Source organism: Corynebacterium sp. HMSC056F09, assembly GCF_001815785.1.
GTDB classification, from domain to species: Bacteria; Actinomycetota; Actinomycetes; order Mycobacteriales; family Mycobacteriaceae; genus Corynebacterium; species Corynebacterium hiratae.
Window position 1 is genome coordinate 43,502 of sequence record NZ_KV821940.1, and the last position, 12,385, is coordinate 55,886.

General features: G+C 63.4%; 14 protein-coding genes. 2 read left to right on the plus strand and 12 right to left on the minus strand.

What is annotated here, in order from left to right; genetic code table 11:
- Positions 1-108: 108 nt before the first annotated feature.
- Genes HMPREF3056_RS07345 through HMPREF3056_RS07355 form a run of 3 tightly spaced genes read right to left on the minus strand, consistent with a single transcriptional unit; the run spans position 109 to position 2,428 of the window.
- Positions 109-531: a hypothetical protein gene (locus tag HMPREF3056_RS07345; protein ID WP_049157286.1), complete on the minus strand. Its 423-nt coding sequence runs from the start codon at positions 529-531 to the stop codon at positions 109-111.
- Complete coding sequence (locus HMPREF3056_RS07350; protein WP_070754450.1) at positions 531-1,049, minus strand: hypothetical protein; 519 nt, start codon at positions 1,047-1,049, stop codon at positions 531-533. Before HMPREF3056_RS07350 ends, HMPREF3056_RS07345 begins: the two co-directional genes overlap by 1 nt.
- Positions 1,049-2,428, minus strand: a complete 1,380-nt coding sequence (locus tag HMPREF3056_RS07355; RefSeq protein ID WP_070754451.1) for a glycine--tRNA ligase — start codon at positions 2,426-2,428, stop codon at positions 1,049-1,051. Before HMPREF3056_RS07355 ends, HMPREF3056_RS07350 begins: the two co-directional genes overlap by 1 nt.
- Before the next feature lie 190 nt (positions 2,429-2,618).
- On the opposite strand from HMPREF3056_RS07355, the gene HMPREF3056_RS07360 reads away from it, so the two are divergent.
- Complete coding sequence (locus tag HMPREF3056_RS07360) at positions 2,619-2,918, plus strand: ArsR/SmtB family transcription factor (RefSeq protein WP_070519606.1); 300 nt, start codon at positions 2,619-2,621, stop codon at positions 2,916-2,918.
- Between the two features lie 27 nt (positions 2,919-2,945).
- Complete coding sequence (locus tag HMPREF3056_RS07365) at positions 2,946-3,365, plus strand: Fur family transcriptional regulator (protein WP_070754452.1); 420 nt, start codon at positions 2,946-2,948, stop codon at positions 3,363-3,365.
- A 40-nt stretch (positions 3,366-3,405) separates the two neighbouring features.
- Here HMPREF3056_RS07365 and HMPREF3056_RS07370 read toward each other — a convergent pair whose 3' ends face one another.
- The 9 genes from HMPREF3056_RS07370 to hrcA form a co-directional block, all read right to left on the minus strand.
- Positions 3,406-4,158: an isoprenyl transferase gene (locus tag HMPREF3056_RS07370; protein ID WP_070754453.1), complete on the minus strand. Its 753-nt coding sequence runs from the start codon at positions 4,156-4,158 to the stop codon at positions 3,406-3,408.
- Positions 4,159-4,168: 10 nt separating this feature from the next.
- The gene (gene recO, locus HMPREF3056_RS07375; protein ID WP_046649039.1) at positions 4,169-4,885 is read right to left on the minus strand and encodes a DNA repair protein RecO; all 717 of its coding nucleotides are present in this window, start codon (positions 4,883-4,885) and stop codon (positions 4,169-4,171) included.
- A gap of 18 nt (positions 4,886-4,903) precedes the next feature.
- Entirely contained in the window at positions 4,904-5,899 is a 996-nt protein-coding gene (gene era, locus HMPREF3056_RS07380; RefSeq protein ID WP_046649038.1) for a GTPase Era, read from the minus strand.
- Between the two features lie 786 nt (positions 5,900-6,685).
- Positions 6,686-7,534, minus strand: a complete 849-nt coding sequence (gene pdxY / locus HMPREF3056_RS07390; protein WP_070679350.1) for a pyridoxal kinase PdxY — start codon at positions 7,532-7,534, stop codon at positions 6,686-6,688.
- Positions 7,535-7,650: 116 nt separating this feature from the next.
- Positions 7,651-8,226 (minus strand): rRNA maturation RNase YbeY, encoded by a 576-nt coding sequence (ybeY, locus tag HMPREF3056_RS07395; protein WP_070679347.1) that lies wholly within the window; start codon positions 8,224-8,226, stop codon positions 7,651-7,653.
- Positions 8,223-9,188, minus strand: a complete 966-nt coding sequence (locus tag HMPREF3056_RS07400; protein WP_046649036.1) for a PhoH family protein — start codon at positions 9,186-9,188, stop codon at positions 8,223-8,225. The genes ybeY and HMPREF3056_RS07400 overlap by 4 nt, the downstream gene beginning before the upstream one ends.
- Before the next feature lie 10 nt (positions 9,189-9,198).
- Positions 9,199-9,939, minus strand: coding sequence for a 16S rRNA (uracil(1498)-N(3))-methyltransferase (locus tag HMPREF3056_RS07405; RefSeq protein ID WP_070679345.1), 741 nt, complete (start codon positions 9,937-9,939; stop codon positions 9,199-9,201).
- Positions 9,939-11,081 (minus strand): molecular chaperone DnaJ, encoded by a 1,143-nt coding sequence (dnaJ, locus tag HMPREF3056_RS07410; RefSeq protein WP_070545439.1) that lies wholly within the window; start codon positions 11,079-11,081, stop codon positions 9,939-9,941. Before dnaJ ends, HMPREF3056_RS07405 begins: the two co-directional genes overlap by 1 nt.
- 54 nt (positions 11,082-11,135) lie before the next feature.
- Entirely contained in the window at positions 11,136-12,170 is a 1,035-nt protein-coding gene (hrcA, locus tag HMPREF3056_RS07415) for a heat-inducible transcriptional repressor HrcA (RefSeq protein WP_046649033.1), read from the minus strand.
- Positions 12,171-12,385 lie beyond the last annotated feature (215 nt).

Below are 12,385 nucleotides of genomic sequence, written 5' to 3' on the forward strand. Positions count from 1 at the left end.
GGACGTGCGCCGAGCAGGCAGGCAGCAAGAAAGCGAAGTGGGCTTTGACGGGCAGCAGTGCGAAGTAGGGGTTCGGTGCACAAATGGGCGGCACCGCGGAAGGTGGGCTTAGGTGCGGAAGGGGCGGATGGAGCCGTCGAGAAGCAGGCAACAGTAGCTGGTGAAGGCGGCGTCCGTGAGGGGGAGCTCGCCCACCGCAACTTCGAGGTCGCGGCCCCGCGGGGTGGTGCGGGCAACCTCGGCAGCGGGGCCAGACAGAGCGAGAATGCGGCGCTCGCGGCGGAATGGATTCGTGCGCTCAAGCAGGTACTCGCGGCCCTGACAGACCGCGCGCAGCTTGTTCACCGTGAAGCTGGCCTGCTCCGCGGAAAAGTCAGCACCGCGCACCGCGAAACGGCGCGCGCCCGGGATGTGCTCGAAGGCGATGGTGGTGCCCGTCCCGGGCAGCACTAGGCCCGTCGGGGCCACGCGGGCGATGACCTCGCCCGCGTCATCCACCAGCGCCCCGTCGCGCCACACCCAACGCTGCATCAGAGAAGCACCGCGATGATGGCGACGATGGTCATGAGCAGCAGCGTCGCGATGATCGGGATCGCGGTCTTCTGCGTCCGGGCCTCCAAAATGACGCGCGTAAACCAGCTCAACGCAGCAATTTCCGAATGGCTGAGATCATCGGAATCATCGCTCTCCTCGCCCTCAAATTCGAGAATGGCCTTGCGCACACCAGAGTTCTTGGAGGAGAACTGGGCGATTTTCAGCCCCTCGTGGTCCTCCACAATCCAGTCCCCGCCGGCCTCGTTGATGAAGGCAAAGGTGCGCCCATCCAGCGAGGCCTCCAAACGCTTATCGCGCTTGGGGTTGCCCGCCAGGCGGTAGACGCGGTCATCTTCCAAGGTCACCGACGCGCCCAGGTCATCGAGGCCTAAGCGCCAGTGCTCGCCTTCCACATCTGCCGAGCGTTCCTGGAACATGCCCAACGACGCCGGCCCCTCCCCCACGAGGAGGACCGGGTTCTGGCGGTCACTGCGGTCCCAGCTGGTGTAATGCATTAGCAGCCAACCAGGCGAGCGGCCAGGTAAGCCTCAAGCTCGTCGAGCTTGACGCGCTCCTGCTCCATGGAGTCACGCTCACGCACGGTGACCGCGTTGTCCTCGAGGGTGTCGAAGTCATAGGTCACGCAGAACGGCGTACCAATCTCGTCCTGGCGGCGGTAGCGGCGGCCGATGGCGCCAGAGACATCGAACTCCACGTTCCAGTTGGCGCGCAGCTTGTTGGCCAGCTCGCGGGCCGGGGTGGACAGCTCTTCCTTCTTCGACAGCGGCAGCACGGCCACCTTGACCGGCGCCAGACGGCGGTCCAGGCGCAGCACCACCCGCTTATCGGTGCCGCCCTTGGCGTTCGGGGCTTCCTCTTCGTCGTAGGCGTCGATAAGGAAGGCCATCATGGCGCGACCCAGGCCGGCAGCCGGCTCAATGACGTACGGGGTCCAGCGCTCGCCGGCCTCCTGGTCAAAGTAGGACAGGTCCTCGCCCGAGCCCTTGGTGTGCACGGAAAGGTCGTAGTCCGTACGGTTGGCCACGCCTTCCAGCTCGCCCCACTTGGAGCCCTTGAAGTTATAGGCGTATTCCACGTCCACGGTGCGCTTGGAGTAGTGGGAGAGCTTCTCCTGCGGGTGCTCGTAGAGGCGCAGGTTCTCTTCCTTGATACCGAGGTCGATGTACCAGTTGAAGCGGTCATCGATCCAGTACTGGTGCCACTCTTCGTCCTCGCCCGGCTTGACGAAGAACTCCATCTCCATCTGCTCGAACTCGCGGGTACGGAAGATGAAGTTACCCGGGGTGATCTCGTTGCGGAAGGACTTACCGATGTTCGCGATACCGAATGGCGGCTTCATACGCGCCGAGGTCATCACGTTCTTGAAGTTCACAAAGATGCCCTGCGCGGTCTCCGGGCGCAAGTAGTGCAGACCCTGCTCGTCGTCGACCGGGCCCAGGAAGGTCTTAAGCAAACCGGAGAAGGCCTTCGGCTCGGTCCAGTCACCCGGCTGGCCAGTCTCCGGATCGTTGATGTCAGCCAGGCCGTTGGCCGGCTCGTGGCCGTGCTTTTCCTCGTAGGCCTCGATCAGGTGGTCCGCGCGGTAGCGCTTACCGGTGTGCTTGGACTCCACCAGCGGGTCGGTGAAAACCTCAACGTGGCCGGAGGACACCCACACCTGGCGTGGCTGGATCACGGACGTATCGACGCCCACGACGTCATCGCGGGACTGCACCATGTGGCGCCACCACTGGCGCTTGATGTTTTCCTTGAGCTCGACGCCAAGCGGGCCGTAGTCCCACGCAGAGCGGGAACCGCCATAAATTTCACCTGCCTGGTAGACCAAGCCGCGGCGCTTACACAGGCTGACGACGGTATCAATGACGGATGCCATAGCTAATGGGACTCCTCTGGTAGGGGACAGTCTTTATACAGTGCGGCCTAGTCTAGCGTGCCCCTCATCGCCGCGTGCCTTCACCCCAAAAGTGTGGTGCATTTTATACACATTTCCGCATTCTTCGGCTATAGTACCGATAGCTCTCTTTTTAACTCTCCATCAATAGATATGACTGAAGGTGAATGGCGTGACCAACACCCAGACTGACACCCTTTCCTTTGATCTGGCGGCGGCTGCCACCGTGATTAGCGCTTTGGATTCACCATTGCGCATCGATATCATTCAGCGCCTCTCCGAGCGCGACCACTACGTCCACGAGCTGGTCGCCGCGACCGGCAAATCGCAGCCGCTTATCAGCCAGCACCTGCGGGTTCTCAAGCGCGCGAACATCGTCGACAGTGAACGCACCGGCCGTGAAGTCCGTTACTCTTTGGTGGCCCCTAAGGTGCTGCCTTTGCTTCGCGACGCCTCACTGGCCACCTCTTAATGGAAGTGTGTTGATAAACTAAGCCCCATGGCCATCCACGACAGTATTCCCAAACTCGGCGCTCGCAATACCCGCCAGCGCACCGCCGTCGTTGAGGTCCTGCGCAGTCTCGACAAGTTCGTCTCCGCCAAGGACATTCACCAGGCGCTTATCGACGGTAACCAGAAAGTCGGCCTCACCACCGTCTACCGCACGCTCCAATCACTTTCGGAGATTGAAGCCGTCGACGCGCTCCACATGCCCTCCGGCGAGACCCTCTACCGCCATTGCGAGAGCGATGCGCACCACCACCACTTGGTGTGCACCAAATGCGGCCGCACCGAAGAAATCGATGGCGGCCCGATTGAAGAGTGGGCCTCCTCGGTAGCCAAGAAGCACGACTTCGAGCTGACCGGCCACGATGCCGAAATCTTCGGCATCTGCGCCGAGTGCCGCGCCCGAAACTAAGGCCCGAAATCAGGGTTTCGGGCGTTAGAAACGATGCTGGCTACTTGACGCCGCCGAAGCGGCGGTCGCGCCGCGCGTACTCCTCCACCGCGGCAAACAAGTCTTCCGGAGTGAAATCCGGGAAGAGCTTGTCCTGGTAAATCATCTCTGCATAAGCCGACTGCCAGAGCAGGAAGTTGGAGGTGCGCTTCTCACCGGAGGGGCGCAAGAACAGATCCACGTCCGGCATATCGGGGTCATACATCACCGAGCTCACCGTCTTCTCGTTGATGGAGCGCGGGTCCAGGTAGCCGCGGGAGACTTGCTCGGCGAGTTCCCGGATGCCGTCGACAAGCTCGGCGCGCCCACCGTAATTCACGCACATCACCAGGGTCATCGTGGTGTTGTCCTTGGTGAGCTCCTCGGCGGCCTCGAGCTCCTTGATCACGGAGCGCCACAGGCGCGGGCGGCGGCCGGCCCACACCACGCGCACTCCCCTCTCGTTGAGCCAGTGGCGCTGGCGGCGCAGCACGTCGCGGTTAAAGCCCATGAGGAAGCGGACTTCCTCCGCGCTGCGGCGCCAATTCTCGGTGGAGAAAGCATAGGCGGAAAGATAAGGAACACCGAGGGAAAGGCAGGCATCGACGACGTCGAGAAGCACGGCTTCCCCGCGCCGGTGGCCTTCGGTGCGCTTCATGCCGCGCTCCTCCGCCCAGCGGCCGTTTCCGTCCATGACCAGCGCGATGTGGCGCGGCAGGAACTCCTGCGGGATAGCGGGCGGATGCAGAACTCGGTTCGGGTCAGGCGTAATCACGGATTACAGTCTACTGTTCCATGATGCCCAGCGCGCCAACGCTTCGCTCAAGGTGCCATTGCAGGTGCGCGCGGGTGAGGCGATGGGCCTCTTGGGCTTGGGCGTTCGTCGGCTGGCTGGGGTGATCGTGAGCGATAAGCCACATGTGGTGCAGGGTTTCCGGGTCCACCTCGGCGGCTCCCGGCGGGCGGCATTGGTGGCAGGCAGCTCCGCCCACGGCCGGGTGGAAGGCGTGGTGGGGGCCGGGCCTTTGGCACTGGGCGCAATCGAAAAGGCTGGGTGCCCAGCCGGCGTGGGACATGGCTTTGAGGAGGAATGCGTCGAGAAGCATGAGCGGATCTCCGTGCTGGAGTTGGTTGAGGATATCGACGCAGGCATCGTAGAGGTAGGGGTCCCCGGGGGCATCGGCGGCGGCGAGGCGCTCGGCGGATTCGAGCGCAGCACACGCGGCGGTGTAGCGCTCGTAGTCCTCGATGATGCGCGCGCCGAAGTAATCAACGGTATCGGCCTGGGAAATGGTGTAGAGGTTGCGGCCGGGATAAAGCTGCACGTCGAGGTTGACGAAGAGCTGCAGGCGCGAGCCGAAGCGCGACTTGGCGCGGCGAACCCCCTTGGCCACCCCGCGCACGAGGCCGTGGTAGCGGGTCAAGAGCACGATGATGCGATCTGCCTCGCCGAAATCATAGGTGCGGATGACGAGGGCGCGGTCGCGGAAATTCTCGCGCATGTAGAAGCTCGCCAGCTCTTAGAAGCCCAGGCGGCCCAGCGCCTTCGGGTCCGATTGCCAGTTCTTCAAAACCTTAATGCGCAGGTCAAGGTAGACGTTCTGGCCCAGCAGCTGGATGATTTCCTTGCGGGCGGTGCCCACGATGCGGCGGAAGCGGCGGCCATCTTTGCCCTCGATGATGCGCTTTTGGCCAGGGCGCTCCAGGTAGAGGATGGCGTGGACGTTGAGGACGTCGGGGCGTTCCTGGCTGGGCAGGATTTCGTCGACCTCGACGGCGACCGAGTGCGGCAGCTCGTATTTCAGGCCGGAGAGCGCGGACTCGCGGATCAGCTCGGCGATGCGCTTGGACTGGTCTTCGTCGGTGACATGGTCATCGGGGTAGAACTTGGGGCCTTCGGGCAGGTGGTCCACGATGACCTGGGTCAGCTCATCCAGCTGCACGCGCTCGGTGGCGGAAACGGGGATGACCACGGCATCGGGGTTCTCTTCGGCGAGCAGCTCATGCAGGGCCAGCAGCTGGGCGCCGACTTGGTCCTTGGATGCCTTGTCCAGCTTGGTGACGATACCAATGATGGGGGTCTTCGGCGCGACCTTGCGGACGTTCTCGAGGATCCAGCGGTCACCGGGGCCAATCTTCTCATCCGCGGGGATGGTCAGGCCGATGACGTCGACGTCGGCATAGGTGTCTTTGACGACCTCGTTGAGGCGCTCGCCGAGCAGAGTGCGCGGGCGGTGCAGGCCGGGCGTGTCGACGAGGACGATCTGCGCGTCCTCGCGGTGGACCAGGCCGCGGATGGGGTGGCGGGTGGTCTCGGGTTGGTCAGCCGTGATGGCGATCTTCTGCCCCACCAGCGCGTTGGTCAGGGTGGACTTGCCGGTGTTGGGGCGGCCGACGAAAGACACGAAACCGGAGCGGAAGCCCTCAGGCGTGTCGGTGTATTGCGAATAGTCGGCGGCGTTGGCTTCGCCCTCGGCTGGCAGGTCGGCGAAGGCGGCATCGAAATCAGTGCTCATATTGCCTCATATCATAACGCACGAGCTGTCGAGTCCCGTTCTTGTTGTAAAGCGCTGTTCTGACTCTCGCCGGGCCGCACGGCGAGCTTCCTGCCGATGCGCCGGCAGATGGTCCTTGTAGTTTGGTCCTTCTACTCTGGTCCCTTCTCTGTGCAAAGGGACCATCTGGTGCCGGTTTTCGCGTGCTAAATGGTCCCTTTAGTGTGCGAAGGGAGCAGACTAAAGGGACCTTCTGTGCTCCTCCGGGGGTCATCCGCCCTGCAGATGGTTCCAGTCAGGCGGTTCTAGTCATAAGGTTTCTTTGCCCCCAAACGAACCATCTAGCGACCTCCAGAAGGTTTGTTTGCCCCCAAGAGAACCTTCTGACCCGAACCATGTGAGTAGCACCTTATGGCTGGAAACCACATCGTTAAAGGGAGGGCCGCGGAAGCAGCGGTGAGGTGAGGGTGAAAGTTGCTGGCGCGAGCGTATCCGCCGCATGTCGACTGCGAAAAAGCTTGCGCCACATGGCATCTTGCAAACGGCATCTTCCGAAAGGCGTCTTTGGTAGCAAAAACGCCATCTGGACGCAGCAAAAGGCGTTTTCAGGAGTGAAAACGCCTTCTGACAGATGCCTTCTGCGGGATGCCATTTGTCGGACGCCTTTTGCGGGCCAAGGATCAGACTGGCGCGCGAGACCAAGCAAGACCAAGGCAAGACCAAGGCTCAGGCTGATGCGCGAGGCCAAGAAAACCAGGCAGAGCCCAAGGCCACGAAGGCGCGCGGGCAGCGAAAGAGGCGTGAAAGCTAGAGCTCCGTGACCTGGAACTGCAGCTGCGGGTGAGCGAAGACGTCCTGCGACTCGATGAGCAGCAGCTCCTGGGAATCTGCCTCGTAGGTGTTCTGCAGCAAGTCGAAGACGGAAGACGCGGTGCGCTTGAGCGCTTCCTTCGCATCATGCGTCTCCACGTAGTGGCCGGTGAAAAGCGAGGCCGTGACATCGCCCGAACCATTGCGCTTGAACGGCAACTTGGGGGTGGTCACCAGGAAGGCGCGCTCGCCATCAACGGCGAGCATCTCAATCTCGTCCTCACCGGTTTCTGGGCGCTGCACCGAGGTCACCAGCACAGTCTTCGGTCCGATCTCCTGAGCGCGCTTCACCGCGGCGAGGGTCTGCTCCAAGGTGCCCACCTCGGAGTCCGTCAAGTAGCCCAGCTCGAACTGATTCGGGGTGATGATGTCCGCGACCGGAACGACCTTATCGCGCAGCAGCGGCGGGATTTCGTCGGAGACGAAGCAGCCGGACTTGGCGTTGCCCATGACCGGGTCGCAGGCATAGAGGGCACGCGGGTTGACCGCCTTGATGCGGTTCACGGCATCCACGATGGCGCCGGCGATGTCCGGGCCGCCCTGGTAGCCAGACAGGATCGCATCGATACGCGGGAAGGCGCCGCGCTTTTCGATGCCATCCACAATCGCCGTGACCTCTTCCGCCGGGATCATCGGCCCGCCCCAATCGCCATAACCGGTGTGGTTGGAGAAGTTCACCGTGTGAATGGGCCACACCTCATGGCCGGCGCGCTGAAGGGGAAAGACTGCTGCGGAGTTGCCCACGTGGCCGAAGGTGACATGGGACTGAATGGAGAGGATGTTCATAACTCTCCATTGTGCTACGCCCCACGTAGCACCTCAACGATTGGCCTCATTTAAGCAAACGAACTGCCTGTGTTTGGCCGCAACTGACACAGGCGGTGGGCCCACCCGCATCCGGATTACAGACCGCCGCCGGGGACTTCCCCATCGAGCTTCGCGCGCTCGGCGGCATCCGGGAAGGCCTTCGGGCCAGAAGGCTTGGGCTGGTAGCTCACGCCACGCGCCGCCAAGTCCTCATACCAGTCCGCCAGCAGCTCGTTCTGCAGGCCGAACATTTCCTTCTCCTCCGCCGCAGTGGTGTGGTCATAGCCCAGCAGGTGCAGGCAACCATGCACGGTGAGCAGAGCCAGCTCGTGGCCCAGTGAGTGGCCGGCGGCCGTGGCCTGGCGCTGAGCAAACTCCGGGCAGAGCACAATATCGCCCAGCATCGCAGGTCCGGCCTCCACCGCGTCGGGGCGGCCAGCGGTAGCACCCGGGGTGAGCTCATCCATGGGGAAGCTCATCACATCGGTCGGGCCCTCTAGGTCCATCCAGCGCACGTGCAGCTCCGCGATGGTATCCAGATCCACCGCAGTAATCGTGCACTCGGCATCCGGATTCACGTCGAGGCGGCCGAGGGCGTAGGAGCAGACGTCGATCAGCATCTCCTCGTTGACGCCGTCATAACCGGACTCGTTAATAAACTCGATGCTCATTTCTTCTCCTCCTGCTCAGCAAAGTTATCGTAGGCCTCGACAATGCGCCCGACCAGCTGGTGGCGCACCACATCAGCAGAGCCCAGCTCCGCGAAGTGGATATCCGGCACGCCCTTCAGAATGCGGCGCACCAGGCGCAGACCGGAGACCTGGCCACCGGGCAAGTCCACCTGGGAAATATCGCCGGTCACCACGATGGTGGAGCCAAAGCCCAGGCGCGTCAGGAACATCTTCATCTGCGCCGGGGTGGTGTTTTGGGCCTCGTCGAGGATGACGAAGGCATCGTTGAGCGTGCGGCCACGCATATAGGCCAGGGGTGCGACCTCAATGATGCCGGCCTCCATGAGCTTTGGAATCATCTCCGGATCGATCATGTCCCGCAAAGCGTCGTACAGCGGGCGCAGGTAAGGGTCGATCTTGTCGTTGAGGGTGCCGGGCAGAAAGCCCAGCTTCTCCCCCGCTTCAACTGCCGGGCGGGTCAAGATAATGCGGCTGACCTGCTTGGCGCGCAGGGCCTGCACCGCTTTCGCCACCGCCAAGTAGGTCTTACCGGTACCGGCCGGACCGATACCGAAGACAATCGTGTTCTCATCGATGGCCTGCACATAGCGCGATTGGCCAAGAGTTTTCGGGCGCACGGCCTTGCCGCGGCGCGAGACGATATCCGCCGCGAGCGTCTCAGACACAGAGGCTGGGGCATCCACCGTGACCAGGTCCAGGGTGTGCTTCACGGTATCGGTGCTCACCGGATGCCCACGGCGGGCAATCGCCTCGAGCTCTTCGAGGACCTTGCGCGCGCGGGCCACCTCATAGTCCGGGCCGGCGGCGGTGACTGTGGTCCCGCGAGCGAAGAGGTCCACGCCCACGAGGTTGCCCAAAACGCGCAGGTTATCGTCCGCCGGACCGAGCACCGTGGCGAGGTAGGCGGAATCGAGATCAAACTTGGTGGTGATAATAGGCACGCCCAAAAGGCTACCAGCGCGCGGTCAGGGTGCCGATGCTGGCCAAGGCCACCATGCTTGCCGACGCCGTCCGCAACACCTCCGGCCCCAACTTGATCGCCGTCGCCCCGGCCTCCCGCAGGCGGGCTAGTTCCTCCGCGCCGATGCCGCCCTCCGGGCCCACCAGCAGGTAGATGGTCTCGGCGGAGTCGAGGTCAGCAAGATCCTTGAGCCGAGCCTCGGCGTCCTCGTGGAGGACCAGCGCGCGAGCACCGGAGATTTCCTGGCACAGCTGGCGGGTGGTCAGCGGGCCGCGCACGGCGGGCACGCGCGCGCGGCGCGATTGCTTAGCGGCCGCCACGGCCGCGGATTCCCACTTGGCTAGCGCCTTCGGGGCCTTCTTGGCATCCCACTTGGACACGCAGCGATCCGCCTGCCAGGCGATGATCTCATCCGCCCCGGCCTGGGTGGCCAGGTCGACGGCGAGCTCGGAGCGCTCCGACTTCGGGATGGCCTGGACCACGATGACGCGCGGGGAGGGTTCGGGGATGATCGCGAGGTCGTCGACAAGCGCGGCCAGCGTGTCCTTGCCCTGCGTATCGGTGATGGTCGCGGTGGCGCGGCGCCCGGACCCATCGATCAGGACCAGGTGCTCCCCTGGGCCCATGCGCTTGACGGTGACCGCGTGGCGGCCCTCCGCACCCTCGAGGCCCACCGGCTGGCCAACCTCAGCGAGGGAGAGATCCGGGTGGAGGAAGACGGGCAGAGACATTAGCGGCGGAACTTATCGCGGAAGCGGCTAAAGAGGGATTCGCCCTGGCCATCCCCGGCGTGGTGGACCTCGGTGCCGCCGTGGCCGGCGGCGCGGACCTTCTCCAGTGCCTCGCGGGTCTTCTTATCCAGGTCAGTCGGGACAACAACATCCACGTGGGCGTGGAGGTTGCCAAAGCCGTCGGTGCGCAGGCGCGGCATGCCCTTTCCTTGGAGGGTGATGGACTCGCCCGGCTGGGTGCCCGGCGCGATATCGATGGTGAGCTCCTCGCCGTCGAGCTGCTCGACGGTGCACGAAGCACCCAGCGCGGCATCCACCATGGGCACGCGCACGGTCAGGTGCAGGTCATCGGCGTTGCGCTCGAAGACGGGGTGCGGCTCGGTGTGCACCTCAACGTACAGGTCGCCAGCGGGGCCGCCGCCGTGGCCGACCTCGCCTTGGGACGCCATGCGGATGCGCATGCCATCACCAATGCCGGCGGGGATATTCACCGTAATATCGCGACGCTTGCGCACGCGGCCATCACCGCCGCAGTGGCCACAAGGATCGGTGACTACTTCGCCGAAGCCGTAGCACTTCGGGCAATCGCGGGTGGTCATCATGTTGCCCAACATGCTGCGCTGGACCTCTTGGACCTGGCCCATGCCGCCGCAGTGATCACAGGTCACCGGCTTGGACTTGGACTCGGAACCGGTTCCCTCACAGCGGTCACAGATCACAGCGGTATCGACCTTAACCTGCTGCTTCACGCCGCTATAGGCCTCCTCGAGGGTAATGGTGGTGCGCAGGAGCGCATCATCGCCCGGCTGCACGCGGGAACGCGGACCGCGGGAGGCAGCTCCCCCGCCGAAGAACTCGGCGAAGATATCCCCGAGGCCGCCGCCACCGAAACCACCAAAGCCGCCGCCCTGGGCTGCGCGCTCCTCCATGGGGTCACCACCCATGTCCACAACCCGGCGCTTCTGCGGATCCAGCAGAACCTCCTGCGCAAGGGAAGCCTCGCGGAACTTCTCCGCGGCCTCGTCATCGCCCGGGTTCACGTCCGGGTGGTACTTGCGCGCCAGCTTGCGGTAGGCCTTCTTAATCTCGGCATCCGACGCCGACTTTTCTACACCAAGAATGCCGTAGTAGTCACGAGCCACGTACTGTCATCCTTCTATATCTCGTTGATGCTAAATCTAATCCGACGGGCCAGCTTACTCGCCCGCCAGAATTTCACTCACATAGCGTGCAACGGCAGAGACCTTGGAGATTGTTCCCGAGTAGTCCATATACGTCGGACCCACCACACCGAGCCCGCCGAGTGCTGCGGCCTCCGAGCCGGTGCCGAATCCATAGCGCGTGGCCACGACGGAGGTTTGGCGCAGCTCATCGGCCTCGTTTTCCTCGCCGATGGAGACCGAAACATTGCCCAGGTCTGGCACGCGCGCCAGCAATTTCAGCACCACGACCTGCTCTTCCAGGGCCTCGATGATCGACGGCAGGCCCTCGGGCAGGGCCACGCGGGTGAGGTTAGAGGTGCCCGCCATAATCAGGCGATCGGAGGGCTGTTCGACGAGGGTCTCAATCAGCGTGGTGGCTGCTTTGAGGAGGTGGGGGCGGATGTCGGCTGGGGAGTCGTCGACAAGCGCGGCCAACTCCGCCGAGGCATCGGTGAGCGTCTTACCCTCCAGGGCGGTGTTGAGGATATCGCGCAGGCGGTGGGTCTGCTCGGGGTCGATGACGTCATCGAGCTCCACATTGCGCTGATCGACGCGCCCATTATCCGTAATCAGCACCAGCAGCAGGCGCACCGGTGACAAAGCTACGACCTCGCAGTGCTTGACGCGGGAGACTTTGAGGTTGGGCATCTGCACCACGGCAGCTTGCTTGGTCACCTGGGCCAGCAGCTGGACCGAACGGCGCAGGACGTCTTCCAAATCGACGCCGCCTTCGAGGAAGGTGAGCATGGCGCGGCGCTCGGCCTTGGAGAGCGGCTTGACGTCGTGGAGCGTGTCGACGAACTGGCGGTAGCCCTTCTGCGTGGGCACGCGCCCGGAGCTGGCGTGTTCTTGGGCGATGAGGCCTTCGGCTTCGAGCACGGCCATGTCATTGCGAATCGTCGCCGAGGACACGCCCAGCTGGTAGCGCTCGAGCAGGGCCTTGGAGCCGACCGGCGATTGCGAGGCGATGTAGTCCGCGACGATGGCGCGCAGGACTTCTTGGCGGCGGGCATCGGTGGAGCTAGACATGTCTTTAAGGCTATCCGTTCTGGCGGTCAGGGGTGGAAAAGCTGTGGAAATCAACGACTACGGGCAGGTAGTTCACCGCCGCTTCCAAGTGGTTCTACTCAAATGGTTCGGGTCATACGGTTTACCTGTGCCCAAACGAACCTTCTTGCAGCCCAAGGAAGGTTTGTTTGCCCCCCAAACAAACCTTCTGACTGGAGCCTTTTCACTGGAACCAT